Annotated in this window: 24 protein-coding genes; 18 read left to right on the top strand and 6 right to left on the bottom strand. The window is 63.0% G+C overall.

The window, feature by feature from the left end:
* Positions 1-18: 18 nt before the first annotated feature.
* Positions 19-618 (top strand): Maf family protein, encoded by a 600-nt coding sequence (locus GNH96_RS07145; protein ID WP_169603045.1) that lies wholly within the window; start codon positions 19-21, stop codon positions 616-618.
* 21 nt (positions 619-639) lie between these two features.
* Here the strand turns inward: GNH96_RS07145 and GNH96_RS07140 are convergent, their stop codons facing one another.
* From GNH96_RS07140 to GNH96_RS07125, 4 genes are all read right to left on the bottom strand, one after another.
* Positions 640-1,263, bottom strand: a complete 624-nt coding sequence (locus GNH96_RS07140; RefSeq protein ID WP_169603044.1) for a lytic transglycosylase domain-containing protein — start codon at positions 1,261-1,263, stop codon at positions 640-642.
* Between the two features lie 69 nt (positions 1,264-1,332).
* Complete coding sequence (gene purT, locus GNH96_RS07135; protein WP_169603043.1) at positions 1,333-2,535, bottom strand: formate-dependent phosphoribosylglycinamide formyltransferase; 1,203 nt, start codon at positions 2,533-2,535, stop codon at positions 1,333-1,335.
* A 134-nt stretch (positions 2,536-2,669) separates the two neighbouring features.
* Positions 2,670-4,349: a Calx-beta domain-containing protein gene (locus GNH96_RS07130; protein ID WP_228720086.1), complete on the bottom strand. Its 1,680-nt coding sequence runs from the start codon at positions 4,347-4,349 to the stop codon at positions 2,670-2,672.
* Between the two features lie 383 nt (positions 4,350-4,732).
* Positions 4,733-6,433, bottom strand: coding sequence for a multicopper oxidase family protein (locus GNH96_RS07125; protein WP_169603041.1), 1,701 nt, complete (start codon positions 6,431-6,433; stop codon positions 4,733-4,735).
* A gap of 536 nt (positions 6,434-6,969) precedes the next feature.
* On the opposite strand from GNH96_RS07125, the gene GNH96_RS07120 reads away from it, so the two are divergent.
* The 16 genes from GNH96_RS07120 (at position 6,970) to GNH96_RS16010 (ending at position 22,668) form a co-directional block, all read left to right on the top strand.
* Positions 6,970-7,488, top strand: a complete 519-nt coding sequence (locus GNH96_RS07120) for a copper resistance protein NlpE (RefSeq protein ID WP_228720063.1) — start codon at positions 6,970-6,972, stop codon at positions 7,486-7,488.
* A gap of 118 nt (positions 7,489-7,606) precedes the next feature.
* Entirely contained in the window at positions 7,607-7,861 is a 255-nt protein-coding gene (locus GNH96_RS07115) for a DUF504 domain-containing protein (RefSeq protein ID WP_169603040.1), read from the top strand.
* Positions 7,862-8,103: 242 nt separating this feature from the next.
* Positions 8,104-9,858: a proline--tRNA ligase gene (locus GNH96_RS07110; protein ID WP_169603039.1), complete on the top strand. Its 1,755-nt coding sequence runs from the start codon at positions 8,104-8,106 to the stop codon at positions 9,856-9,858.
* Between the two features lie 69 nt (positions 9,859-9,927).
* Positions 9,928-10,491: an ATP-dependent protease subunit HslV gene (gene hslV / locus GNH96_RS07105; protein ID WP_169603038.1), complete on the top strand. Its 564-nt coding sequence runs from the start codon at positions 9,928-9,930 to the stop codon at positions 10,489-10,491.
* Positions 10,488-11,810: an ATP-dependent protease ATPase subunit HslU gene (hslU, locus tag GNH96_RS07100; protein WP_169603037.1), complete on the top strand. Its 1,323-nt coding sequence runs from the start codon at positions 10,488-10,490 to the stop codon at positions 11,808-11,810. Before hslV ends, hslU begins: the two co-directional genes overlap by 4 nt.
* A 2-nt stretch (positions 11,811-11,812) precedes the next feature.
* Complete coding sequence (locus GNH96_RS07095; RefSeq protein WP_169603036.1) at positions 11,813-12,178, top strand: gamma-butyrobetaine hydroxylase-like domain-containing protein; 366 nt, start codon at positions 11,813-11,815, stop codon at positions 12,176-12,178.
* A gap of 33 nt (positions 12,179-12,211) precedes the next feature.
* Entirely contained in the window at positions 12,212-12,958 is a 747-nt protein-coding gene (gene ubiE, locus GNH96_RS07090; RefSeq protein WP_169603035.1) for a bifunctional demethylmenaquinone methyltransferase/2-methoxy-6-polyprenyl-1,4-benzoquinol methylase UbiE, read from the top strand.
* Between the two features lie 2 nt (positions 12,959-12,960).
* Positions 12,961-13,623, top strand: coding sequence for a ubiquinone biosynthesis accessory factor UbiJ (locus GNH96_RS07085; protein ID WP_169603034.1), 663 nt, complete (start codon positions 12,961-12,963; stop codon positions 13,621-13,623).
* Positions 13,620-15,248, top strand: coding sequence for a ubiquinone biosynthesis regulatory protein kinase UbiB (gene ubiB / locus GNH96_RS07080; protein ID WP_169603033.1), 1,629 nt, complete (start codon positions 13,620-13,622; stop codon positions 15,246-15,248). The genes GNH96_RS07085 and ubiB overlap by 4 nt, the downstream gene beginning before the upstream one ends.
* Before the next feature lie 68 nt (positions 15,249-15,316).
* Positions 15,317-15,874, top strand: a complete 558-nt coding sequence (locus GNH96_RS07075; RefSeq protein ID WP_169603032.1) for a thioredoxin family protein — start codon at positions 15,317-15,319, stop codon at positions 15,872-15,874.
* Between the two features lie 39 nt (positions 15,875-15,913).
* Entirely contained in the window at positions 15,914-17,089 is a 1,176-nt protein-coding gene (locus GNH96_RS07070) for a phosphoglycerate kinase (protein WP_169603031.1), read from the top strand.
* 137 nt (positions 17,090-17,226) lie between these two features.
* A complete protein-coding gene (gene rpoZ, locus GNH96_RS07065; RefSeq protein WP_169603030.1) occupies positions 17,227-17,511 on the top strand; it encodes a DNA-directed RNA polymerase subunit omega in 285 nt (94 codons plus the stop codon).
* Positions 17,512-17,540: 29 nt separating this feature from the next.
* Entirely contained in the window at positions 17,541-19,757 is a 2,217-nt protein-coding gene (locus tag GNH96_RS07060; RefSeq protein ID WP_169603029.1) for a RelA/SpoT family protein, read from the top strand.
* A complete protein-coding gene (locus tag GNH96_RS07055) occupies positions 19,754-20,140 on the top strand; it encodes a RidA family protein (RefSeq protein WP_169603028.1) in 387 nt (128 codons plus the stop codon). The genes GNH96_RS07060 and GNH96_RS07055 overlap by 4 nt, the downstream gene beginning before the upstream one ends.
* 13 nt (positions 20,141-20,153) lie before the next feature.
* Positions 20,154-22,229 (top strand): ATP-dependent DNA helicase RecG, encoded by a 2,076-nt coding sequence (gene recG, locus GNH96_RS07050; RefSeq protein WP_169603027.1) that lies wholly within the window; start codon positions 20,154-20,156, stop codon positions 22,227-22,229.
* Between the two features lie 88 nt (positions 22,230-22,317).
* Positions 22,318-22,668, top strand: a complete 351-nt coding sequence (locus GNH96_RS16010; RefSeq protein ID WP_228720061.1) for a YMGG-like glycine zipper-containing protein — start codon at positions 22,318-22,320, stop codon at positions 22,666-22,668.
* A gap of 31 nt (positions 22,669-22,699) precedes the next feature.
* Here GNH96_RS16010 and rsfS read toward each other — a convergent pair whose 3' ends face one another.
* Together rsfS and GNH96_RS07035 are read right to left on the bottom strand one after the other, a co-directional pair.
* On the bottom strand, positions 22,700-23,023 hold the full coding sequence (rsfS, locus tag GNH96_RS07040) for a ribosome silencing factor (RefSeq protein ID WP_228720059.1): 324 nt from the start codon (positions 23,021-23,023) through the stop codon (positions 22,700-22,702).
* Between the two features lie 284 nt (positions 23,024-23,307).
* Positions 23,308-25,002 carry a lytic transglycosylase gene (locus GNH96_RS07035; RefSeq protein WP_169603025.1) on the bottom strand — a complete coding sequence of 565 codons (1,695 nt, stop codon included), beginning with the start codon at positions 25,000-25,002 and terminating at the stop codon, positions 23,308-23,310.
* Between the two features lie 59 nt (positions 25,003-25,061).
* Here GNH96_RS07035 and GNH96_RS07030 point away from each other — a divergent pair, with 59 nt between their 5' ends.
* Positions 25,062-25,823 carry a class I SAM-dependent methyltransferase gene (locus GNH96_RS07030; RefSeq protein ID WP_169603024.1) on the top strand — a complete coding sequence of 254 codons (762 nt, stop codon included), beginning with the start codon at positions 25,062-25,064 and terminating at the stop codon, positions 25,821-25,823.
* Positions 25,824-25,842 lie beyond the last annotated feature (19 nt).

The raw sequence follows: 25,842 nt of genomic DNA, 5'->3' as shown, positions 1-25,842 counted from the left end.
AAAGCTTGGAACACCGCCATGCAGGCTTCCTCGCCTTCGCTGCAGCCGCTCGTGCTTGCCTCCGGTTCGAGCTACCGCCGCGAATTGCTAAGCAAACTCGGACTGGCTTTTACCCCGGTGTCGCCCAACATCGACGAGTCTGCCTTGCCGGGCGAGGATCCGGCGGATCTTGCCTTGCGGCTGTCGTGCCAGAAGGCGCAGGCGCTGGCGCCAGCCTATCCCGACCACCTGATCATCGGTTCGGATCAGGTCGCCGTTCTGGGAGAGCGGCGGCTGGGCAAACCCGGAAACCACGAAAACGCCGTGGCCCAGTTGCAGCAGGCCTCGGGGAAAATCGTGACTTTTCTGACGGGACTATGCGTGTACGACGCCCGTCGCGGCATCAGCCATGCCGGCCTCGACCGCTGCCGGGTGCATTTCAGGCGCCTGGACCGGCGCCTGATCGAGCGCTATGTCGCGATCGACCAACCTTACGACTGCGCCGGCGCTTTCAAGTCGGAAGGATTGGGTATAGCCCTGCTGGAGCGCATCGAGGGCGACGATCCGAATGCCTTGGTCGGCCTGCCCCTCATTCTGCTCACCGAACTGCTGCGGCGCTGCGGCGTAGCCGTCGTTTGAGGAGGCCGCTGCCGTACGGCCTCAGTTCAGGCGATTGTAGTACTCGATCACCCGGTTCAGGTAATCCTGGGTTTCGGGGAAGGGCGGAACCCGGTTGCCATATTTGATGATGTTGTTCTCGCCGGCATTGTAGGCAGCGACCGCCAGACTCACGTCGTTGAACATGCCGATGAGGTCGCTCAGGTAGCGGGCGCCGCCGTGGACGTTCTCCACCGGATCCGTCCGGTCCCGCACGCCATAGCGCGCCGCGGTGTCGGGCATCAACTGCATCAGTCCGACCGCTCCCTTGCCTGAAACCGCCTCAGCGTTGTATGCGGACTCGGCCTGGATCATCGCATGCAGCAGCAGCGGGTCGAGATGATAGCGCTCGGCCACTTCCGCGATCAGCGGCGCCAGGATTTCACGGTTCCGCTCGAGGGAAACCGACACCCGATGGGGCCGCGCCACGGCGGGCAGCGGCGGCGGCGACCCCAGTTTGCCGGCCACCTTGGTCGTGGCGATCAGCCGGTAGCCGTTGTGCTGGGGCCGGTCGGTGTAATAGACATGGCCCTTCTTGTCGACGAACTTGTAGACATCTGCCGAAACCTGCGCCGCCGGCAACCCCCCCAGCATCAGCGCGATCCAAAGACGTCGTTTTATCCGCATGTTTTTCCGTCTTTTTCTCGAATCAAAACGAGCGCGGTTATACCACCGCATCGTCGATCCAGACAAGTCTCACGCCGGAACCGCCACCGGCCGTACCGCCGATGCCGCCTGAGCCGCCCGGCGCCGGGCCTCATCCACCGTATCCGCCGCCGCCAGAGCGACGCCCATCCGCCGCCGCGGAAACGCTTCCGGCTTGCCGAACAGGCGAATCTCGGATTCCGGCACGCTCAACGCCTGCTCCAGTCCCTCGAAAGCGATGCCTTCCGCGGCCATCCCGCCGTAAATCACGGCGCTGGCACCGGGGCGCCTTAAAGCGGTGTCGACCGGAAGCCCCAGGATCGCGCGGACGTGCAGTTCGAATTCGTTTTGCGCCTGACTGATCATGGTCACCATCCCGGTGTCGTGCGGGCGCGGGCTCACTTCGCTGAACCAGACCTCGTCGCCCCGGACGAACAGTTCGACACCGAACAGCCCTCGCCCCCCCAAAGCATCGACTACCGAGCGGGCAATCGCCTCGGCCCGCTCCCTGGCTTTCGGGTTCAGGGGCTGCGGCTGCCAGCTTTCCACATAATCCCCGCCCTGCTGGCGGTGGCCGATCGGCTCGCAGAATGCTATCCCGGCATCGCCTGCCGGAGTCGGTGAACGCACCGTCAGCAGGGTGATCTCGAAATCGAACTCGATCCTGCCTTCGACGATGACGCGGCAAGCTTTGACCCGCCCGCCTTCCCTCGCATGGGCCCAGGCCGCTTCAACATCGTCGGGACCCTTCAGCATCGACTGGCCTTTGCCGGAGGACGACATGATGGGTTTGACGAAGCAGGGGAAACCGATCTTCGCCGCCGCTTCGGCCAAGGCGTCGCAGGAATCGGCAAACGCATAGGGCGATGTCGGCAGGCCCAGTTCTTCCGCCGCCAATCGCCGGATGCCTTCACGGTTCATGGTGAGCCTCACCGCACGGGCATTGGGCACGATCTTCGCCAGCCCCAGCCGCTCGATGTCGGCAAGGGCATCGGTGGCGATCGCCTCGATCTCCGGCACGATGAAATGCGGACGCTCGCGCTCGATGAGCGTCCGGATCGCCGCCGCATCCGTCATGTCGACGACATGGGCGCGGTGGGCAACCTGGTGCGCCGGGGCGCCGGGATAGCGGTCGACGGCGATCACCTCGACACCATAGCGCTGCAAGGAGATCACCACTTCCTTACCGAGTTCACCGCTGCCCAGGAGCAGCACCCGGACGGCGGAGTGCGAATTTGGGGTTCCGATACGCATATAGAGAATGCCGAAGGATGGTAGGGAGGAACCGGCGGCGAGAGCAGGCCGGGAGGCAGTGATTTTAATGCCCCCCTGCCTCCCATTGCCACGCTGCCGGCCTTTTTCACCGCCTCCGGCTTTCCGGCGGGCGATCAATCATCATCGGCAATGGTGACCGTTGCATCCGAGGCCGGCAAGCGGGTGTATTCCTTCCTTCCCGCAATGGCCAGGGTCATCGTTTCCGCCCCTTCGACGAGGCGGTCGTTGCGCAGCTTCACCGAAACGTCCACGCTGGCGACGCCCTTTGGCAGGGTGACCCGAAGCTTGGGCTTGAGGTAATCCTTGCCCGGCTGAGCGCTGCCGCCCAGCGTCAGATGAACGGTCAAGGACTTGTCGGTCGGCGTCTCGCGAGACACGGTGAAAACCAAGCGCTCTCCGCTTCCTTCGGCAACTTCGGTCCGGCCAGCCGACACCCAGACGCGGGGCAGCGAGCCCAATAGCACCTCGCCGCTGATCTGGGACACGGTCGTCAGATCGGGCTTGAAGCGCAGCGTGCTGCGGAGCCTGCGGATCACGGCAGGATTCGCCGCCGCGATCTCCTTGGCGGCGCCGAGGGCCGCCCCCACTTGGCCCGGCGCCGGCAGGGTGCCAGTGGCCGTGTTTTCGTTGTGCGCCAGAGTCCGCCTGAGTTCGCCCGCAGCCGCAGCTTCCCTGGAATTCCCGATCGCCGTGGTCAGCAGGCTCTTGTCCGCCTCCTGGCTGGCCTGATAGGTCAACGTGAAGCGGGCATGATCGGCGGCGAACGCGGAATAACGTTCCTGGAAGAGTTCGAGCATCCGGACGGCGGTGCCGCGCATGGAGCCGGCCAGCCGCTGGAACTGCAATTGCGTCGAGGGCTGGGTCCGGCTGCCCTCCTCGTTGCGCTGGAATATGATCGTGGCGGCCTTCACCCCGTCATTGGCCGCCGCCGGAATTTCCCAGGTGATGGTGCGGCGAAGGCCGGTCGCGGCCTCGCCGGCCGTAGCGTCCGTCTTGAGCACGGCAGCGGGAAAATCTTCCGCCAGCCGGGACGAGACGAAATCGGCGGTATCGACCGGCAGGGTCGCCAGATAACGCAGCACGAGCTGCGAATTCGTCAGCAGATGCTGTATGGACAGATCGCGATCCGCGAGCGACAGGTACTTGTACACATCGGAAGCCTTGGCCATCCTGGCTTCCACCGTCCCGTCCAGCCGGGTAGCGACACTCATGTCCTGCGCCACCAGGGACAGCACCTCGTTCGACAGACCGGCGGCATACTGGGGCAGCAAATCCCCGTTTTTCTTCACTTCGAAGGCATTTTTCGGCTCGAAGAAAACCAGCGGCACATCGTGCGTCAGGTTGTTGATGCGCTTGTCCTGGGCGCGGATGTCGATCGCAAAATCTCTGATCTTGGGCAATCCGCCCAGCCGCACCACCGCACTATTCTTGAGCGAGGCGGTGTATTGCAACAGATCCCGCGCCGCCGCGAGGCGCTGCTTCGCCAGTTTGGCATTCTTGGTTTCATCCAGCGATGCAAACGGTTTGACGTAGAACGGCATCTCCCCCGCCACCGTCAGGCTATGGCAGCCGGCCTTTTCACAACTCTTGGCCGGGCTCGCTTCATTGATCATCAGGCCGCCATGGTCCACGGAGATGGAATCCTTGACGTGGCACTGGTCGCAGGTGGCGTCCTTGGCCGGGTGATGTTCGGCCACGCCCGCCGTTTCGCCGTCGATGGCGTCCATGAGCTGGAGAACGGCCCGGAATTGGTCCTCCGTGTCCGTAACGGGCCGGTTGACGTTGAACTTCACGGTCAATATATGCCGCGATCCCTCGAAAGGGTCCGGCGGTGCAGCATTCGCCGGAGTCAGGCATAGCGGAATCAAAGCACACAACCAACCCAAAGAGGATGGCGGGAAAAGGCGGTGAAATCTCATAGGGGGCTCGCATGGTCTTGTTGATCGAAAAGGCACGGCTATCCAAACGGTGAAACTGACATGCCGTCCAATACGAATGATAATGAGTCGTATTTACCAATTCAACAACGAGTCCACATGCGTAGACCAAACTCCGGGAGGGATCAATCGTGTGAAAACCGGTGGGCAACGCTCACCGGCGTTCTTGGGGGGCGCAGGAAAAGACGACGTGCCTCGCAAGTTCGGGCAGGACGCTCCTTGTCCCGTCCGAACTTCGTTCATTCGATGGAAAACTCGCGCATCATACCCATGTCCTCGTGCTCCAGGTTGTGGCAGTGGTACATGAACAGGCCCTTGAAGTCCTGGAATGGCTTGATCAGGCGAATCCGTTCGCCGGGCATCGTCAGCACGGTGTCCTTCCAGCCGCTGTCGACGAAGCCCTCACGCACGCTCGCATAGTCCTCCAGCACCGCGCCGCTCACCGTGCGGCTGACGACCTGGAAGGACTGGCCGTGCAGATGGATGGGATGCGCCATCGACATCATCATGCCCATGCCACCCTCCATGCCGCCGCCGTGTCCTCCCATCATCCCCATGCCGCGATGCCCCATCATGCCCATGCCACCGTGCATGCCCATGCCTGGCCCGCCGCCATGCTCCATGCCCTCTCCCGAACGGCCGTGGCCGTGGAATATCTCCAGCAGTTGAATGCTGCCCAGCGGAATCCGCTCGAACGGCTGCAGGTCGTCGTGGGCATACGGGCGACGGTTGAGCAGCATGGACATCGGCCCTTCGGAAATCTCCAGAGGCAGCGGCTTGTCCGGATTGGCGGTATCGGCCAGGGTGTAGCGGGAAAGCTTCGCAAGGCGCCTCGGCAGGCTGGGGCTTTCGCTCACCCGCCGGGTCACCCGGACCGTGAACAGCGGGTAATCGCTGCCCAGCGGCAAGGAGCTGTGCATCATCTCGCCCATCATCCGCCGCGCCATCATCGGGAGAGCACCCGAAAACGGCAGGCTCCGCATCACCATCTGCGAACCCACCCCGCGCCCGCTGAAATCCGCCCAGACGTCCAGCCGCTCGCCCGGCGCGAGCATCACATAGGGCTTGACCTCCGGCGCCTCCAGCAAGCCGCCGTCGGTACCGATGACCGTCAAGGGCGTGCCGTCGTCCCAGCCCAGCTTGTAGATGCGGGCGTTCGAGCCGTTCATGATGCGCAGCCGGTAGGCCCGGCTCGCCACCTCGACCGCGAAGTCCGGCCGGCCGTTGACCAGGATGCGATCGCCATGAAACCCCATCATCCGCTCGTGCATGTGGCGGACATAGACGAGCTGGTTGTCGGCGTCGAAGCGCCGGTCCTGCAGCACGAGGGGGATCTCGTATTCCCCCGCGGGCAGGCCCAGTGCCGCCTCTTCCTCGTCGTTCACCAGGATGCCACCGGCCAGGCCGTGATAGACCTGCCGTCCGGTCATCTCGTGCGGATGCGGATGATAGATGTTCAGACTCGCACGGTTGAGCACCTCGAATTCGTAAACGAAAGTCTCTCCCGGATCCATCGCGTACATCGGGTGGCCGTCCATCAGCGCGGGAACATGCATGCCGTGCCAGTGCGCGATGGTCGGCTCGGACAGCTCGTTGCGGAAATGAATGCGCACCTTCTGGCCCTTGCTCAGGCGCATCACCGGGCCGAGGTAAGACCCCGGCAGGTTGGTCAACGTGCCTTCCGGGCCTTTCACCAAGCGTGCGACGTACTGCTGAACCCGCGTCGGCTGGCCGGGCAGGATAGCCACCGAGGACTGGCGTGCCACCAGCTCGATTTCCACGTCCGGGACGAACGCGGGCGATGCCTTGTTCGGGCTGAGCTTCGGGCCGGTCGGCATGGTCATGGCCTGTGCCCAGGCCGGCACCCCGGCGAGAGCGAACAGACCCAGACCGGTCTGGCGGAGAAAACGGCGGCGTGACACATGGATGCTGGATGGCATAACCCCTCCTTTCGACCTCAAGGTCGCTCTAGTTATGGCGAACCTTCTCCTGCTGCGGGCGCCGCCAGCCGGGAGGCTCGTGGTGGACGGGCGCCCGCACGCATGGCGGACGGGATGCCCTTGGCAGCATTGTATATAAGTTTCCGGTGATATCGCCATTCGATCCCGGAGGCCGGTGGCTGGAGGTTGCCAGAGGCGTGCGGATCGTTCAGCGGAGCGCCGACCCGTAGACAGATGCCAATCCATTCGTCTGCGCCGCCTTCGACAGGACCTGGCCAGATGCGCGCCCGGCTATCAGTGCCCGCTTGCGCAAGACACGAAAGCGCGGCGGGCGTGGCCAAGCGCAGGCGGCTATGCCCTGGAAGTAGGAGTATGTGTAAAAATCCAGCGTTGGCGAACGCGGCCCGGCCTTGCGCCGGCTTCGTGTCCGCCAGCGCCTCCGCGGTGCGGGCGTCGCTCCTGGACGCTCGGCATCTCGAGGGCGCGGGATGAACCGATACCCAGAAATTCCTAATATGCGAACATTGAACGGAAAAATGATCAAGCAGGTCCCCTTCCTCGTTTTCGGCGCGCTACTTAGCGCGATCCCGCCCGCCGGGGCGGAAAGCGACAAAGAGCTCCAGGAAAAAGCCCTCAAGGCACGTGAACTGAACCAACACGGCGCAATGGACCATTCGGCACATGCTGGTGCCGAGGAATCAGCGGGCAAATTCCGTGGCGTCTTTTACGGCTACCTGCCGTGCCAGGAAGAAAATTGCAACGGATTGAAGATGACCCTGTCGTTGAACGACAAGAACCGGTATCTCCTGGTCATCCAGCCCGCAAAGCCGCAAAACCGGGAGTCCTTCGAAAAAGGCAGATACCAGTGGGATGACAAAAACGGCCTGGTCGTGCTGACCCCCAACAAGGACGCCCCACCGCGCCGCCTCGCCATCCGGGACGAAGGCACCCTGATCTATCTCAGCGGCGACGGCAAGCCCCTGCCCGGTGATCAGGACAGATATCTGCTGGAAAGAAGCGATAAGGCCAACAATCGGGAGATGCACATTCATTGACGACCATGCCGCCGGGGGACGATGGCGAAGGCTTAACGCCTCAGCCCTTCAATGAATAAAGTTCGCTTAGCGGCGGTCTCTGTGATCTCGGAGCGGGTCGAAGACCAATTTCCCAGCCATGATACCGATTCAAGATCTGCTCCATCGCATACGCTGGGATGCGGAATTCGGCCGCGCGGAATTCCGCATCGGCTACTACGACCGTATCGAGCGCCGCATTGTGCAGGTGCCGCTTGCAGAACTGGCGTTTCCCGAGGACCCGCCGAACGCGTTTGAATGGATTGACCACTTGGGCGAGTTGCGTACCATCCCTCTGCATCGCATCAAGGAGGTGTACCGCAACGGCGAACTGATCTGGCAGCGAACCCATTGAGCTCTGCGCCGCGGTGAAACCCAGGCGCAGCACGTTCCCACCCGGTCCGCCATGCAACCGACGACTGCCAGGCCGACTGGCTGCAAACGGTACCGGGCGCGGTATGCCGGACCGACGAGCGCGCCATAGTCTGCGGCTGCGGCACCCATCGCGGCTCCGGCGCGCCCAGCCAAAATCTTGCTGACTTGATCCGCCATCTATCGATAAAATAAAAAATTTTCCAGCCGCCTAGATACTTCCCCATGCGCACCTCCCAGTTCCCCCTGAACACCCTCAAGGAAACCCCGTCCGACGCCGAGATCGTCAGCCATCAGCTCATGCTGCGCGCCGGCCTGATCCGGAAGCTGGCGGCCGGGCTCTACACTTGGCTGCCGCTGGGATTGAAGGTCTTGCGCAAGGTCGAGCGGGTGGTGCGCGAGGAGATGGACCGGGCCGGGGCACTGGAAGTGCTGATGCCGGTGGTGCAGCCGGCCGAGCTGTGGCAGGAGTCGGGACGCTGGGAGCAGTACGGACCGGAGCTGGCGCGCATCAATGACCGCCACGACCGGGCGTTCTGCCTGGGCCCGACCCATGAGGAAATCATCACCGATCTGGCCCGCAACGAGCTGAAGAGCTACAAACAGCTCCCGGTCAATTTCTACCAGATCCAGACCAAATTCCGCGACGAGATCCGGCCGCGCTTCGGCGTGATGCGGGCGCGCGAATTCCTCATGAAGGATGCCTATTCCTTCCATCTGGACAACGAGTCGCTGGCCCAGACCTACGACGCCATGTATCTGGCTTACAGCAACATCTTCAGCCGGCTGGGCCTGAAATTCCGCCCCGTCCTGGCCGACACCGGCGCCATCGGCGGCAGCCATTCGCACGAGTTCCATGTGCTGGCCGATTCCGGCGAGGATGCCATCGCCTTCTCCACGGCCAGCGATTACGCCGCCAACATCGAACAGGCCGAGGCCGTGGCGCCCGCAACGCCACGTTCGGCTCCAACCGCCGAGCTGCTCAAGGTCGAGACGCCGGGCAAGAAAACCATCGCCGAGGTGAGCGAATTCCTCGGGGTTCCCGCCGACAAAATCCTCAAGACCATCGCCGTCATGCAGACCATCGTCGATGCCGACGGCCTGGACCGGGACGTGTTCGTGAAGGTCCTGCTGCGCGGCGACCACGAGCTGAACGAGATCAAGCTGGGCAAGGTGCTGGGCCGGTTCCGCTTCGCCAGCGAGGACGAGATCGAGCGCCACATGGGCTGCCGTCCCGGCTACATCGGTCCGCTGAACCTGCCGGCCGAGGCCGCTTTCGGCCCAGTCTATGCCGACCGCGCCGTGGCCGCGATGAGCGATTTCGTCTGCGGCGCCAACGAGGCCGGCTTCCACTTCACCGGGGTCAACTGGGAGCGCGACCTGCCGCTCCCGCAGGACGAGTATCTGCGCGACCTCCGCAACGTGGTCGAGGGCGACCCCAGTCCGGACGGCTTAGGGGTCTTGAGCATCGCCCGCGGCATCGAAGTCGGCCACATTTTCCAGCTCGGCACCAAGTACAGCGCCGCGCTCAACGCCACCGTGCTCAACGAGGAGGGCCGCAGCCAGGTCATGGTGATGGGCTGCTACGGCATCGGCGTGTCGCGGGTGGTCGCGGCAGCGATCGAACAGAACCACGACGAACGCGGCATCCTCTGGCCGGAAGCCCTGGCGCCATTCCAGGTCGCCCTGTGCCCGATCAACATGCAGACCTCCGAGCGCGTGCAAGTCGCCGCCGACCGGCTCTACGCCGAACTCTCGGCCGCCGGATTCGAGGTGCTGTACGATGACCGCAAGGCCCGCCCCGGCGTGATGTTCGCCGACATGGAGCTGATCGGCATTCCACATCGCATCGTCGTCAGTGAGCGCGGACTGGACGCCGGCACCCTGGAATACAAGGGGCGCCGAGACGCAGACAGCCAGCAGATCGGGATCGAAAACGTCGTCGAATTCCTCCGGAGCCGTTCGGAACCCTTAAAGTAAACGCCACACGGACGATTGTTGCGCATTCGTATAGAATGCCGATGTTTCACCCACGACTTTAGAAATCCTGTGGAAGATTTTCACGGCACAACCATCGTCTCCGTCCGCCGGGGCAACCAGGTAGTGATCGGCGGCGACGGCCAGGTCACGCTCGGCAACACGGTAATGAAGGGCAATGCCCGCAAGGTGCGGCGCCTCTATAACGGACGGGTGCTGGCCGGTTTCGCCGGCGCCACGGCGGACGCCTTCACCCTGTTCGAGCGCTTCGAAAACCAGCTGGAAAAGCATCGTGGCAACCTCACCAAAGCCGCGGTGGAACTGGTCAAGGATTGGCGCACCGACCGCATGCTGCGCCGGCTGGAAGCCTTGCTGGCCATCGCCGACGACAAAGCCTCGCTCATCATTTCCGGCAATGGCGACGTCATCGAGCCGGAGAACGGCCTGATCGCCATCGGCTCGGGCGGCCCGTTTGCCCAGTCGGCGGCCCGCGCCCTGCTCGAAAACACCGAACTGGGTGCCCGCGACATCGTCGAGCGTTCGCTCAACATCGCGGCCGACATCTGCATTTACACCAACCGCAATCTGACCATCGAAGAACTCGAGATCGCGCAGAATTCCAGTACCCCAGCATGAGCCAGATGACTCCCCGCGAAATCGTCCACGAACTGGACAAGCACATCGTCGGCCAGGCCGAGGCCAAACGCGCCGTCGCCATCGCGCTGCGCAACCGCTGGCGCCGGGCCAACATCGGCCAGCCGCTGAGGGACGAGATCACGCCCAAGAACATCCTGATGATCGGCCCGACCGGCGTCGGCAAGACCGAGATCGCCCGCCGCCTGGCCCGGCTGGCCAACGCGCCATTCATCAAGATCGAGGCGACCAAGTTCACCGAAGTCGGCTATGTCGGCCGCGACGTCGAATCCATCATCCGCGACCTGATCGATGCGGCGATCAAGATGATCCGCCAGGCCGAAATGGCCAAGGTGCAGAGCCGGGCCGAGGCCGCCGCCGAAGAGCGCGTGCTCGACGTGCTGGTGCCGCACGCCAGCACCTGGAACGCCGACGAGGAGGGCGATTCGCCGGCGCGGCAGAAGTTCCGGCAGAAGCTGCGCAGCGGCGAACTGGACGACAAGGAGATCGAAATCGACGTCTCGGCCGCCCCGATCGGTGTGGAGATCATGGCGCCGCCCGGCCTCGAAGAAATGAGCAGCCAGTTGCAGAACCTGTTCCAGAACATGCAGTCGGGGCGCACGAAGAACCGCAAGCTGCGGGTTGGGGATGCGCTCAAGCTCCTCAAGGAAGAAGAGGCAGGGAAAATGGTCAACGAGGAAGAGATCAAGCTGCGGGCCGTCCAGGCGGTGGAGCAGAACGGCATCGTCTTCCTCGACGAGCTGGACAAGATCTGCAAGCGCGGCGAATACGGCGGTCCGGACATTTCCCGCGAAGGCGTGCAGCGCGACTTGCTGCCGCTGGTCGAAGGCAGCACCGTCAGCACCAAGTACGGCGCCATCCGCACTGACCATATCCTGTTCATCGCTTCCGGGGCCTTCCATCTGGCCAAGCCGTCCGATCTGATCCCGGAGCTGCAGGGGCGGTTTCCGATCCGTGTGGAGCTGAGCCCGCTGTCGGCCGACGACTTCGTGCGCATCCTCACCGAGCCGGACGCCTCGCTGACCGCGCAATACACCGCCTTGCTGGCGACCGAAGGCGTCAACCTGGAATTCGCCGACAGCGCCATCCGCCGCATCGCCCAGATCAGTTGGGAGGTGAACGAGCGCACCGAGAACATCGGCGCCCGCCGGCTGCACACGGTATTGGAGCGCCTGCTGGAAGAAATCTCCTTCGACGCGCCAGACCGCGCGGGCCACAGCATCACGATCGACGCAGCCTACGTCGACGCCCACCTGGGCTCCCTGGCTCAGGACGAAGACCTCAGCCGCTACATCCTGTGACCATGAGCGATCCGACCCCCTTAGCCATCACCCTGCACCGGGAGAGCCGGCTGCTCGAAGTATCCTTCGACGACGGCAGCCGCTTCGAACTGCCCTGCGAATACCTGCGTGTGTATTCGCCCTCGGCGGAAGTGCGCGGCCACGGTCCCGGGCAGGAAACCCTGCAGCTGAACAAGGAAGACGTGACCATCACGGCCATCGATCCGGTCGGCAACTACGGCATCAAGCCGACCTTCAGCGACGGCCACGACACCGGCATCTATACCTGGAAGCTGCTGTACGACCTCGGCCGTCACTACACCACCCTGTGGCGCGAGTACCTCGGCAAAGTCTCGGCGGCGGGCTGCAGCCGCAAAACCGGCCACTGACCTAACGCCTTAAGTCCTTTTTCGAGAATACGCATGAGCGACAATACCACCCACTTCGGCTTCCGCACCGTGCCCGAGGGCGAAAAAGCGAGCATGGTCCGCGCCGTGTTCGACTCCGTCGCCGGCAAGTACGACGTCATGAACGACCTGATGTCGATGGGCGTCCACCGCATCTGGAAACGGATCGCGGTCGATCTGGCACATGTCCGCTACGGCGAGAAGGTGCTGGACCTGGCCGGCGGCACCGGCGACCTGACGGCCCTGTTCCGCAGGCGCGTCGGCGCCAAGGGATTCGTGGTGCTGTCCGACATCAACGCGGAAATGCTGGGGCGCGGCCGCGACCGCATCATCGACGAAGGCCTCGCCGAATCGGTGGCTTACGCCCAGATCGACGCGGAAAAACTGCCCTTTCCGGACAACAGCTTCGACTGCATCAGCATCGGCTTCGGCCTGCGCAACGTCACCCACAAGGAAGAAGCCTTGAAGTCCATGTACCGCGCCCTGAAGCCGGGGGGACGGGTCATCGTGCTGGAATTCTCCGAGGTCCACAACGAACTGCTCAAGAAGGCCTACGACCTGTACTCGTTCAAGGTGCTGCCGTTCCTGGGCAAGCTCGTCGCGAACGACAGCGAGAGCTACCGCTACCTGGCCGAGTCGATCCGCATGCACCCCAATCAGGAGCAACTCAAGGCCATGATGCAGCAGGCCGGCTTCGAGCGCTGCGAATACTTCGACCTGATGCAGGGCATCGTCGCCGTGCACCGGGGCTACAAGCTCTGAGCATGGCCGGGACCCTGAAACTCCTGCTCGCGGCCGCCTTGAGCGGCGCCCTGGAGAAGGCCTTGTCGCGCTATGTCGCCTTGGGTGCATCGAGCCGCATGCGGCTGGAGGCACTCGCCGGCAAATCCGTTGCTTTGGTGCTGACGCCCCCCGGCCTCGGCCTCTTGTTCTGCCCCACCCCCGACGGCATCCAGGTGCTGCGGGAAAGCACGGCCACGCCCGACGCCGTGATCGCGGGCTCCCCCCTGACGCTGGCGCGGATGGCGCTGAGCCGGGACAACGTCGGCCCCGGCACGGCCGGATCACTGGTGCTGGAGGGCGATACCGAAACCGCGCGCAAGTTTTCCGAATTATTGAAAGACCTCGATATCCCCTGGGAAGCGATCATCGGACGCTATCTGGGACCACCGGCGGCCAGGGAAATCGCCGACGCGGGGCGGATGCTCCAGAGCTGGAGCGCCGACGTCGGCACCAGCGTGCGCCTGGACCTCCGCGAACTACTGCAGGAGGAGACCCGGATCGTCCCCGCCGGCCCCGAGGCCGATGCCATGTACACGGCGGTCGACCAGCTGCGCGACGGCGTCGCACGGCTGGAAGCCCGGCTTGCCCGTCTCGAAAAAACGCTGCATGCCGCCCCCCGCCACCTTCAGCCGAAAACGCCGTGATCCCGATCCGACTCGTCAGCCGCTTACTGCACATCCAGCAGGTCCTGGTCCGCCACGGACTCGACGAACTGGTCGAAGCCACCCATCTGTACCGCCCGCTGCGCTATGCCGCCCGTTTCCCGGCGGGGCTGCGCGCTCGCAACCTCGAAGCGCCGCGCGCGGTGCGCATCCGCCAGGCGCTGGAGGAACTCGGGCCGATTTTCGTCAAATTCGGCCAGACACTCTCGACCCGCCGGGACCTGCTGCCCGACGACATCGGCGAGGAACTGGTCAAGCTGCAGGACCGCGTGCCTCCCTTCCCCGGCCTCGAGGCCCGCCGGATGATCGAAGCCGCTTTGGGCCAGCCGGTCGGGACGCTGTTCCGGTTCTTCGACGAGGAGCCGCTCGCCTCGGCCTCGGTCGCCCAGGTGCATGCCGCCCGGCTGCACAGCGGCGAGGACGTCGTGGTCAAGGTGCTGCGGCCCGGCGTCCAGAAACGCATCGAGGCGGACATCGAACTGCTCTATGCCTTGGCCGGCATGGCCCACCGGTTCTGGCCGGACGCCCGACGGCTCCGCCCGACCGAGGTCGTCGCCGAATTCGAGAAGACCATCCTCGACGAACTGGACCTGGTGCGGGAAGCCGCCAACGCCGCCGAGATCCGGCGCCGCTTCGAGACTTCCGAGATTCTCTACATCCCCAAGGTCTACTGGGATTACACCCGTCGCGACGTGATGGTGATGGAGCGCATCGCCGGCATCCCCATCGGCGACATCGCACAGCTCAGGCGTGAAGGCGTCGACCTCAAGCTGCTGGCCGAACGCGGAGTGGAAATCTTCTTCACCCAGGTGTTCCGCGACAGCTTCTTCCATGCCGACATGCATCCCGGCAATATCTTCGCCACCCCCGATGCGCGCTACATCGCGGTCGATTTCGGCATCGTCGGCAGCATCTCCAAGGCCGACCAGTACTACGTCGCGGAGAATTTCCTGGCCTTCTTCAACCGGGACTACCGCCGCGTCGCCGAGATGCACGTCGAATCCGGCTGGGTGCCGCGCACCACCCGGATCGAGGAATTCGAATCGGCCATCCGCAGCGTCAGCGAACCGATCTTCGAGAAGCCGCTGAAGGAAATCTCCTACGGCCAGGTGCTGCTGCGGCTGTTCCAGGTGGCCCGGCGCTTCGACATGGAAGTGCAGCCCCAATTGGTGCTGCTGCAGAAGACCCTCCTCAACATCGAAGGCTTGGGAAGGGAACTCTACCCCGAACTCGATCTCTGGCAGACGGCCAAACCTTTCCTCGAACACTGGTTCCAGGAAGACCGGGGACCGAAGTCCACGGTCAAGAAGCTGGGCGCCAAGCTTCCCGAATGGGCCCAGCAGTGGCCGGAAGTGCCGGGCTTGGGCTACCAGGCGCTGGACCGCGCGGTGAACGGCAGGCTCGAACTCCCTATCCGCTCGGACGAACTGCGCGCCCTGAGCCGGGAAGTCCGCCAGGGGCAGCGCCGCATCCTGGGCGGCATCGGCGGCGGTTCGCTGGTCCTGAGCGCCGCGATCCTGGGCACCGCCTTCGCCCAGTCGGCACTGGTCTGGCTGCTGGCGGCGCTCGGCTTGGGCCTGTTCACCTATGCCTGGACCCTGCGCTGAAACGGTGCAGGCGCTCCGGGCGATGTCTGGTATCATGCGGAAAACCCTAAATTTCAGAGCCTGCCGACATGGTAAGAACAGAAACCCCTGTGTGTGAATTCGGCCAAAAAGCCATCGATTTCGCCCTGCCAGGCGTCGACGGGAAGACCTGGACGCTGGAGCAATGCCGCGGCCCCAAAGGCCTGCTGGTCATGTTCATCTGCAACCATTGCCCCTACGTCAAGGCGGTGCAGGACCGCCTGGTGCGCGACGCCAGAGACCTCCAGGCCCTCGGCATCGGCACGGTGGCGATCATGTCCAACGATCCGACCGACTATCCGGAAGATTCGTTCGAGAATATGAAGAAGGTCGCCGCGGAACTGGCCTACCCCTTTCCTTACCTGCTGGACGAAACCCAGGCGGTCGCCAAGGCCTACGGTGCCGTCTGCACGCCGGATTTCTTCGGCTACAACGCCGATCTCGAACTGCAATACCGCGGTCGGCTCGACGCCAGCCGCAAGGAGGCCGCGCCGCCGGACACCCGCCGCGACCTTTACGAGGCCATGAAGCAGGTGGCCAGGACCGGCAAGGGGCCGGCGGAACAGTTCCCCAGCATGGGCTGTTCGATCAAGTGGCGCGACGCCTGAGCGGCGATGCCAAGATTCAAGAACACAAAGGAGCATCTGATGGCTTTCAAACGCATGACCGACATCGATCTCGCGGGCAAACGCGTCCTGATCCGGGAAGACTTCAACGTCCCCGTCAAGGACGGCAAGGTCGCCAGCGACGCCCGCATCCGCGCCGCGCTGCCGACCATTCGCCACGCGCTGGACGCAGGCGCCACGGTGATGCTGATGTCGCATCTCGGCCGCCCCACCGAAGGGGAATATGCCGAGGAATTTTCCTTGCAGCCCGTGGCCCAGCGGCTGTCCGAACTGCTGGGCAGGCCGGTGCAGTTGGTGAAGAACTACCTCGATGGCGTCGATCCTGCCGCCGGTTCGGTCGTACTATTCGAGAACGTCCGCTTCAACAAGGGAGAGAAGAAGGACGATGAGACCTTGGCCCGCAAGCTCGCCGCGCTGTGCGACGTCTACGTGATGGATGCCTTCGGCACGGCGCATCGTGCCGAAGCTTCGACGCACGGCGTCGGCAAGTTCGCGCCCGTCGCCTGCGCCGGCCTCCTGCTGGCGGCGGAACTGGATGCATTGGGCAAGGCCCTGCATGCCCCGGCACGGCCGCTGGTCGCCATCGTCGGCGGCTCGAAGGTCTCGACGAAGTTGACGGTGCTCGACTCCCTTTCGCAAGTGGTCGATCAGCTCATCGTCGGCGGCGGCATCGCCAACACCTTCATCAAGGCGGCTGGGTTCAACATCGGGAAATCGCTGTATGAGGAAGATCTGGTCGCCGAAGCCCGGCGCCTGATGGAGGCCGCGAAAGTCAAGGGAGGCGAGATTCCGGTGCCGGTCGATGTCGTCGTCGGGAAACAGTTCGACGCGGCCGAACCCGCTGTGGTCAAGAACGTTGCGGACGTCGCCGACGACGAGATGATCTTCGACATCGGCCCCGAGACCGCCAGACGCTATGCCGACTATGTCGGCCGCGCCGGGACGGTGGTCTGGAACGGCCCGGTGGGTGTCTTCGAGTTCGACCAGTTCGGCGAAGGCACACGCACCTTAGGGCTAGCCATCGCCGAAAGCGATGCGTTTTCCATCGCCGGCGGCGGCGATACCCTCGCGGCCATCGACAAATACGGCATCGGCGACCGCATCTCTTATATTTCTACGGGCGGCGGCGCTTTCCTGGAATTCCTCGAAGGCAAGCAACTACCGGCGGTCGCCATGCTGGAGAACCGCGCAGCTTGAATCCCGACACAGCCCTACCTTTGCTGTATCGCGTCCGCAACAAATCACCGCTTCGGGAGTCAAATGAACTGTACACGGCTTCCGAACTACGGTACATACTATCCGTTTTTTCCATCGCTACCGATTGAGGATCATCAATGGCGCGCATCACCGTCGAAGATTGCCTGGATAAAGTCGAAAACCGTTTTCAGCTCGTGCTGCTGTCCAGCAAGCGGGCCCGCGTGCTGGCGCGCCATCCCGAGGAAGCCAAGGTGGCCTGGAACAACGACAAGCCGACGGTGGTTGCCTTGCGCGAAATCGCGGAAGGACACATCGGCCCGGCCTATCTGAAGGAAAAGGTGAGAACGGACCGCTTCCCGATCGAACGGCCGATGCCGGCCCCGCCCAGGGACGACCTGGCCGATCTGGACGACGAAATCTAAGCTTTCCGGAGACCGCCCCGACAGCCGTCATGAGTCCCTACGCCATCGCCGATACTCCGCTGCCGCAAGAGCCGGCGGAACTGCCCCAGGAGAAACTGGCGCGCCGGCTTGGCACGTTGACGTCGAGCTACCTCGATCCGGCTCAGGTTTCCGAAATCCACCAGGCTTACGAAGTCGCAGCCAAGGCGCATGATGGACAGCTCCGGCTGAGCGGCGAGCCTTACGTCTGCCATCCCCTTTCGGTCGCGATCATCCTGGCCGAGATGCGGATGGACGCCAAGGGCATCATGGCCGCCCTGCTCCACGACGTCATCGAAGATACGCCGCTGACCAAGGAAGACCTTAGCACCCGCTTCGGCGCCGAAGTGGCGGAACTTGTCGACGGTGTCAGCAAGCTCACCCAGCTCGACTGCAAGTCGCGCGCCGAAGCCCAGGCGGAGAATGTTCGCAAGATGGTCTTGGCGATGGTCAAGGATCTGCGCGTCATCATGGTGAAGCTGGCCGACCGCCTGCACAACATGCGCACGCTGGACGTGATGAATGCCGGGCGGCGCTACCGCATCGCCAAGGAAACCCTGGACATTTACGCCCCGATCGCCCACCGGCTGGGGATGAACGAAGTCCGGCTGGAACTCGAGAACCTGGGATTCTCGGCCATGTACCCGATGCGGTACCGGGTGCTCGAACACTGCGTGAAAAAGGCGCGCGGCAACCGCAAGGAAATCCTCGCCACCATCGAGTCGACCCTGAAAACACGCCTCAAGGACTGCGGCATGCCGGACGCCCGGATCATCGGCCGGGAAAAGCATCTTTACAGCCTGTACCAGAAGATGCGCGGCAAACATCTCCCGTTCGCCCAGGTCTACGACGTCTACGCTTTCCGCATCGTGGTCGATTCGCCCGACGAGTGCTACCGGGCGTTGGGCGTAGTGCACAATCTGTACAAACCCATCCCCGGTCGGTTCAAGGACTACATCGCCTTGCCCAAGGCCAACGGCTACCAGTCGCTGCATACGGTACTGATCGGCCCCTTCGGCCTGCCGCTGGAAATCCAGATCCGCACCCATGCGATGCACCACATGGCGGAGTCGGGCATTGCCGCCCACTGGCTGTACAAATCGGAAACCGACCCCGCCGCCGGCAGCCAGGCCCGGGCCCGCGAATGGCTCAAGGACCTGCTGGAAATCCAGAAGAGCGCCGGCGACTCCATGGAGTTCCTGGACAACCTCAAGGTCGACCTGTTCCAGCACGAATGTTACGTCTTCACCCCGAAGGGCCGCATCATCAAGCTGCCGCGCGGGGCGACCATCGTCGATTTCGCCTATGCGGTCCATACCGACATCGGCAACTCCTGCGTTTCGGCACGGGTCAACCGCGTACTCGCACCACTGCACAGCGTGCTCGAAAACGGCCAGACCATCGAAATCATCACCGCGCCCTGGGCCCGGCCCAATCCACTGTGGCTGAACTATGTGGTGACGGCCAAGGCGCGGGCCGCCATCCGCAGCCACCTGAGGAATTTCAAGAAGCAGGAGGCAGTCAATCTCGGCCGGCGCCTGCTTGAAAAGGATCTGGCCAATCACGGCCTGAATCTGGATGCGATTCCGCAACACTGTATCGACAACTTTACCCGAAGCCTCGATCTGCCTTCATTCGAATCCCTGCTGGAAGACTTGGGGCTCGGGAACCGGCTGCCCTTTCTGGTGGTGCAGCAGATGCTGCAAAGCGATCAGGAAATCCACAAAGGCGTGTCATCGCCGTCCGACGAAAAACGCGCAAGAACGCCCCTCGTCATCAAGGGCACCGAGGGCGTCGTGGTCAACTTGGCGAAATGTTGCCGGCCGATCCCGGGAGACCCGATCGTAGGTTTCTTCAATCCAGGCAAAGGTATCGTGGTGCATGTCACCGACTGCAAGAACGCCGCCGAGCTGCGGCGCAAGCAGATCAACAGCCTGGACGTGGAATGGGATCGAGCGGCGAGCGGGATGTTCCCGGCGATGATTCGCCTGGAGCTGATGAACCGCGTCGGCACCCTCGCCCAGATCGCTTCGGCTATCTCGCGCATGGAAGCCGACATCGAAAACGTCCAGATCACCAACCAGGACGATCAGATATCCACCGACATCCTCACCATCGGGGTCAAGGATCGCGTCCACCTCGCACGAGTGATGCGGGAATTGCGGAAATTGAGCATCGTCCTGAAAATATCCAGAGTCAAATCGGAACTGAGAAAGAAAGAATCATGACACGCCAAGTCATTCACACCGATCACGCACCCAAGGCCATCGGCACCTATTCCCAAGCGATCAAGGTAGGCAACACCGTCTACCTGTCCGGCCAGATCCCCCTCGATCCGGCCACCATGACGCTGGTCGACGACAACATGGAAGTCCAGATCCGACGGGTTTTCGACAATCTGGGCGCGGTTGCCGAAGCCGCCGGGGGCACGCTAAGAGACATCGTGAAGCTCAACGTGTTCTTGACCGATCTCGGGCACTTTCCGCTGGTCAACGAAATCATGGCGAACTATTTCGGCGAGCCTTATCCGGCGCGCGCCGCGATCGGCGTGGCTGCTCTCCCCCGCGGCGCTTGCGTGGAAATGGATGCGGTCCTGATCTTGCCGGACTAACGCCTCCAGAGCGATGACGAAATCGCGGGCACTGGGACAGGTCTCCCTGGGCAGCCTGCAGGGGGCGGGCGAAAAAACGATAGCCCGCCTCAACAAGCTCGGCATCTTCAGCCTGCAGGACCTCCTGCTTCACCTACCCATCCGCTACGAGGATCGGACCCGGCTCACGCCCTTGGGCTCGCTGCAACCCGGCCAGTCCGCCCTAGTGGAAGGCGAGGTGGAGCTTGCGGATGTCGCCGGCACGACACGCCGTTCGCTGATCTGTCGTATCAGCGACGGCACCGGCTTCCTCAATCTGCGCTTCTTCCATTTCCGGCCCGAACAGCTCCGCGCGCTGAGCGGCACCCGGCGGATTCGCTGTTTCGGCGAGGCCCGCCTCGGGGCGCACGGACTGGAAATGGTCCACCCCGAATATGAAGGTCTGAACGGCACCGCCTCCCCTCCCCTGGAACCGGGGCTGACCCCGGTTTACCCAACCACGGACGGCTTGCGCCAGCAGAGCCTGCGGCGGCTCGTGGCTCAAGCCCTGCGCATCGCCGGGCAGTTCCCGGACGATCCAGTCGAGTTCCCGCTGAAACTGTCACCCGTGCTCGATGCCATGTCCTGGTGGCATGCGGTCCACAGCTTGCACCGCCCCGTCGATAGCCGGCACGACATCCTGGAACGGGCCCGCCGACGCCTGGCCTACGAGGAACTGCTCGCTCACCATTTGAGCCTGGGCCGATTTCGGCAGGAAATCCGTCGGCGGTCCGCCCCTTTGCTGCGGACGAATTCCGTACTCAAGGAATCCTTCAGTGCCGGCCTGCCCTTTGCGCTCACCGCGGCGCAGCGGCGGGTGATCCGGGAAATCGAGTCCGATCTGTGCGCCGGGCGCCCCATGATGCGCCTGCTGCAAGGCGACGTCGGCTCGGGCAAAACGGTCATCGCCGCCCATGCCGCGCTGGCGGCGGCGACCAGCGGCTGGCAGACCGCCCTCATGGCACCCACCGAGCTGCTGGCCGAACAGCATTTCCGCACCTTCAGCGCCTGGTTGAAACCCGCGGGCATCACGACTGCCCTGCTGACCGGCAAGCTCAAGAGCCAGGCTCGACGGGACACCTTGTCGGCGGTCGCGGCCGGCGACGCGGCACTGGTCATCGGGACTCATGCGCTGTTCCAGCAGACCGTCGAGTTCCACAGGCTGGGCCTGATCATCATCGACGAACAGCACCGCTTCGGGGTCCACCAGCGCCTGGCGCTGCGGGACAAGGCCCATCCGGACGCCGTCCTGCCTCATCAATTGGTCATGACCGCGACGCCGATTCCACGCACGCTGGCGATTCTAGGCTACGCCGATCTGGACTGTTCGATCATCGACGAACTCCCGCCGGGACGAACACCCGTCGTCACCAGCGTGATTCCTTCGACGCGGCGAGCGGAAATCATCGACCGCATCGGCAACTGGATCGCCGGCGGCAGGCAAGCCTATTGGGTCTGCACCCTGATCGAGGAATCGGAAGCGCTGCAGTGCGAGGCAGCCGAAAATACCGCCGCCAGCCTCGCCGAGGCCCTCCCCGGCCTTCGCGTCCGGCTGCTTCATGGCCGTATGTCAGCCTCCGAGAAGGATCTCGTCATGCAGGAATTCAAGGCAGGCGAGTCCGACATCCTGGTCGCGACGACGGTGATCGAAGTGGGCGTAGACGTGCCCAATGCCGGCCTGATGATCATCGAGAATCCCGAGCGCCTGGGCCTCGCCCAGCTGCACCAGCTTCGGGGACGGGTCGGTCGCGGCCCGGGCGAGGCCTACTGCATCCTCCTGTATCAATCCCCGCTCTCCGCCACCGGCAAAGAAAGGCTGAAAATCCTGAAGGAATCCTCGGATGGTTTCGTCATCGCCGAGAAAGACCTCCAATTGCGGGGGCCAGGCGAGTTTCTGGGCGTCCGCCAGACGGGGCTGGCCCGATTCCGGATCGCGGACCTTGCCCGCGACGCCGACCTGCTCGAAACGGTCCCCCGGAACGCCGAACGGCTACTCGAATGCCACCCCGAACTGGTCGCGCCCCTGCTCGGCCGCTGGGTAGATCACGGACTGCATTATGTCGGCGCGTGACACGCGTGGCACATAGATGCCCATGCCTCGAGTTGATAAACTGCAACACGTCTCCATGACCTGGCAAAGAGCAAAGGAGAGGTTCACCATGACCGGCCATCCTGCGAACATTCGCGCCATCCCCGTTGTAGCCAACTTCCCCCGCAGCTTCGCGGCTTTGATTCTTGCCGCCGGAATGGCCGGATGTGCCGGGATGACGCCGAGCCAGCAGCGCATGACGTCCGGCACGCTGATCGGTGCCGGAGGCGGGGCAGTCATCGGAGCGCTGGCGGGCAATGCCGCCATGGGGGCGGGTATCGGGGCCGCAGCGGGGCTGGCCGGCGGCTATCTGTATCAGAAGTACAAAGAAAACCAGGCGGAGACCTACGCCGAAGGCTATCGGCAAGGCCAAGCCAGCACTCAATCGAAGAAAAAACAGAAGAAGACGCCGCCGCAGTAGCCGGTACGCGGCGTCCCCGAAGCCAAGCCGCTCAGGCGGCGGCAGGAAAGGTTTCGGCCCAGAGCTTTTCGAGTTGGTAAAACTCGCGTACCGGCGGCTTCATCACATGCACGACGACATCCCCGAGGTCCACCACCACCCATTCGCCGGAATCCTCCCCCTCTAGCCCGAAGGGATGAAGCGCATGCGCTTTGGCACTGGCTTCGACACCCCCCGCCAGGGATCTGACGTGACGGTCGGAAGTGCCGCTCGCGATCACGAAGAAATCGGCGATGGCCGTTTTTCCGCGCAGGTCGATGATTTTGACGTCGCGCCCTTTGCCTTCATCCAACGCGGCCACGACGATTTCGAGCAACGAATCGATTTGCATAGGCATCTAGGTTGATAACTCCAATAACTTGAGAGGATTCAGACTGAACGAGGTTACACGGCCGGCAGCCGAAAAACATCCCTATCAAGCAGGAAGGCCCGGCCGAGGCGAAAACTGACTAGCATGGGAACGATCCCGCTGGGGATCGGAGAATACAGACGATCAGAACAATCTTCTCGCCTGACTTGAGGCCGCTTGGGCCGAATTGCAAGAACCGCTGGCAAGATCAACGAGTATCGTGCCTCCGCCATCGCCATGGTGGCAGCATTTTAATCCTTTCCGGCTGAAACCTTGATGTTCCTGCCTGCTTCGATCTTGTTTTCCTTCACCCCATTCCATTTTCGGAGATCCGCGACGCTGACCCCAAACCGCTGGGAAATGGCAAACAGCGTTTCCCCTGGCTTGACGGTATGGCGAATGGATTGCGACGCATTGATCCCGCTGCCATGCCTTTGGTCGGACAATCTAAGCAAACCATGTTTTTCCTTGCTTCCTCCGCCTTGCCCATCGTGAGACGGCTCAGAGCGCGAGCGAGCCGAATCTGCCATCACTTTCCAGTCGTCAGCCTTCCCCCCGTGTTTTCCTTTGTTGGACAAGCTGGGGCCTTCATTGCGACCGCGCTTTCCCTTGGCGGTCTGGTCTGCGCGTTCATGTTCCCGCATCGGAGCGTCCCGGAGACGGGTCCCATCGCGGAGACGGACGACGACATGTGAACCATTCCGCTCCCCGACCTCTACCTCCTGCCAGCGGTCCTCCCGATTCAACCTCTTCGCCGAAGCCCGCTCCGAACGGCTCGACGGATAAGCATCACCCGACCCATCACCGGTGGTCGCGGGCTTCCGCTCCGACCGGGCAGAAGCCTGGTCGGCAGCGTCATCCGCAGAGGGGCCAGATGATTCGCGTCGGCCGAATTCGAACTTTCCGGTCTCGCCAGATGCCTCGGGACGGGCATCGAATTGTCCCCCCATCGCCAGGCGGGCCAGCTCCTTCTTGAATTTCCGCGACTTGTCCGCAGGCACGAAAAGACGATAGGAACCTTCGATATCGGTATGCTGATGCTTGAAGCCGGGATTCAATTCGAGCATCTGCTCCAGACTCATGTCGGCGGCATCCGCCGCCAGCGCAAGATCCAATTGTGAACTCACCTTCACCGGCTTGAAAATGGCTTCGTTCGGAATGTAATGCAGATCGATGGCATACTTGTCCGCGTTCGCGAACACCTTCGAGACGGCCAGCAACCGGGGCACGTAGGCCTTCGTCTCCTCCGGCAAATCCAGCGACCAGAAGTCGGTCGGCAAATTCCGCGCTTCGTTTCGTTGTATCGCCTTGGCGACCGCCCCTTCGCCGCAATTGTAGGCCGCCACGGCCAGAAGCCAGTCGCCGTTGAAATCGTTGTTGAGTTTTTTGAGGTATTTGATTGCCGCCCGCGTCGAGGCATAAACATCGCGGCGCCCGTCGTACGAACGGCTCCGCTTCAAGCCGTAGCGACGCCCCGTTTCCGGGATGAACTGCCAGATCCCTGCAGCCCTGGCAGGAGAAACCGCATGCGGCTGGAACGCGCTTTCGACAATGGGCAACAGTGCCAACTCTCCTGGCATCTTCTGTTTCTCAAGCTGCCGAACGATGGTATATAGGAAGGGTTCGGCACGCCTCTGCGCACGCTTTAGGTAATCGGGATGGTTGATGAACCACGACACTTCGCGGTCTATGGCGCGATGTTCCACGTTGGGCAAGGCGTACAGCGAGAACATTCGTTCCCACAACGTGTCGTACCGGGAACCTGGGGATGCCTGCTTCTCCTTCTTGGATCGGCCGCCCTTGGCTGCTTCCTCGGAAGCAGCCCCGAACCGGGGCTCCGGAGTCAATGCTTTCAGGTTATTGGACTTGCTGGCACAGCCTGGAAGAAGCAGTGCCACCAGCGACACGGTGACGAGCAATCGCGGACGGAGCGGAAATCGCTTCATGAAATACTCCCTCAGTTAGGCTGCTGGCTGAGGCTAGCTACAACAGGCCGCTCAACTCTATGAGTACAAACAAAGGCTTTGCTCAACACCCTCATGAGATATTCTCTGAATGGTATCGAGCCACGACGCCGGGGCAGGCACTCAAGCGATTGGAATTCCATTATTTGTCGAGTGGGCTAAAGCTTACTTACAATCAGATTACATTACAAGTTGGGTGCCCAGGCGACATGCCGCCCCTTGAAGGCTGCCCGGCCGGCATCTCGTGCCTCGTCACCACCGGGCCGAAGACGGCCCACCGTGCGCCCGCGCCGGTCATTGCCGCCCCGAATGAAATCCCGTTCGGCGCCCAGAGCATCGACGTCATCTACATCGTGCACGTACTCGAGTTTTCCGGTGATCCCTATTGGATACTGAAAGAGTGTGAGCGCATTCTCAAGCCTCAGGGAGAACTTCACGTCATCGCACTCAACCCTTGGAACCCAAAGAACCTGCCACGCTGCATCCCCCTGCTTCTTAAAAAAACGGAGATCAGCCTGATCACGCCGTCTCGCCTGATTGCCTGGCTGCGAAGCCTCCATCTGGAAACCTCCCTGGTCGCCGGCTTCAGCCTGACCCCGGAATGCTGCCTCCCGAACAGCGGCTCTCTCCTGAACCGTTCCCGTGCCCGTTTAGCGACGGCTTATGCGGTTCGAGCGATCAAGCGCCGACAGCGGCTGATTCCCGCGACACCGTGCTGGTCCTCGATTCCCGAATTGATCGGTGGCGGCTGCTCAATCGAAACTGCTTTTCTTGCGCTTGACGAGGAAGCGCCACAGGCATAGGACGCCTCGGTTGCCGTAG

Source organism: Methylococcus geothermalis (assembly GCF_012769535.1).
In the GTDB taxonomy this organism is placed as follows: Bacteria; Pseudomonadota; Gammaproteobacteria; order Methylococcales; family Methylococcaceae; genus Methylococcus; species Methylococcus geothermalis.
This window is presented reverse-complemented; position numbering and strand designations above follow the sequence as displayed.

Coding starts and splice junctions, on each gene's coding strand:
- GNH96_RS07095 (WP_169603036.1), top strand. CDS start 11,813: ATGAGCGATCCGACCCCCTTAGCCATCACCCTGCACCGGGAGAGCCGG.
- GNH96_RS07070 (WP_169603031.1), top strand. CDS start 15,914: ATGGCTTTCAAACGCATGACCGACATCGATCTCGCGGGCAAACGCGTC.
- GNH96_RS07110 (WP_169603039.1), top strand. CDS start 8,104: ATGCGCACCTCCCAGTTCCCCCTGAACACCCTCAAGGAAACCCCGTCC.
- GNH96_RS07030 (WP_169603024.1), top strand. CDS start 25,062: ATGAGTACAAACAAAGGCTTTGCTCAACACCCTCATGAGATATTCTCT.
- GNH96_RS07060 (WP_169603029.1), top strand. CDS start 17,541: ATGAGTCCCTACGCCATCGCCGATACTCCGCTGCCGCAAGAGCCGGCG.
- GNH96_RS07115 (WP_169603040.1), top strand. CDS start 7,607: ATGATACCGATTCAAGATCTGCTCCATCGCATACGCTGGGATGCGGAA.
- GNH96_RS07085 (WP_169603034.1), top strand. CDS start 12,961: ATGGCCGGGACCCTGAAACTCCTGCTCGCGGCCGCCTTGAGCGGCGCC.
- rpoZ (WP_169603030.1), top strand. CDS start 17,227: ATGGCGCGCATCACCGTCGAAGATTGCCTGGATAAAGTCGAAAACCGT.
- GNH96_RS07075 (WP_169603032.1), top strand. CDS start 15,317: ATGGTAAGAACAGAAACCCCTGTGTGTGAATTCGGCCAAAAAGCCATC.
- GNH96_RS07125 (WP_169603041.1), bottom strand. CDS start 6,433: ATGCCATCCAGCATCCATGTGTCACGCCGCCGTTTTCTCCGCCAGACC.
- ubiE (WP_169603035.1), top strand. CDS start 12,212: ATGAGCGACAATACCACCCACTTCGGCTTCCGCACCGTGCCCGAGGGC.
- GNH96_RS07035 (WP_169603025.1), bottom strand. CDS start 25,002: ATGAAGCGATTTCCGCTCCGTCCGCGATTGCTCGTCACCGTGTCGCTG.
- hslU (WP_169603037.1), top strand. CDS start 10,488: ATGAGCCAGATGACTCCCCGCGAAATCGTCCACGAACTGGACAAGCAC.
- purT (WP_169603043.1), bottom strand. CDS start 2,535: ATGCGTATCGGAACCCCAAATTCGCACTCCGCCGTCCGGGTGCTGCTC.
- GNH96_RS16010 (WP_228720061.1), top strand. CDS start 22,318: ATGACCGGCCATCCTGCGAACATTCGCGCCATCCCCGTTGTAGCCAAC.
- GNH96_RS07145 (WP_169603045.1), top strand. CDS start 19: ATGCAGGCTTCCTCGCCTTCGCTGCAGCCGCTCGTGCTTGCCTCCGGT.
- GNH96_RS07120 (WP_228720063.1), top strand. CDS start 6,970: ATGATCAAGCAGGTCCCCTTCCTCGTTTTCGGCGCGCTACTTAGCGCG.
- recG (WP_169603027.1), top strand. CDS start 20,154: ATGACGAAATCGCGGGCACTGGGACAGGTCTCCCTGGGCAGCCTGCAG.
- GNH96_RS07055 (WP_169603028.1), top strand. CDS start 19,754: ATGACACGCCAAGTCATTCACACCGATCACGCACCCAAGGCCATCGGC.
- GNH96_RS07140 (WP_169603044.1), bottom strand. CDS start 1,263: ATGCGGATAAAACGACGTCTTTGGATCGCGCTGATGCTGGGGGGGTTG.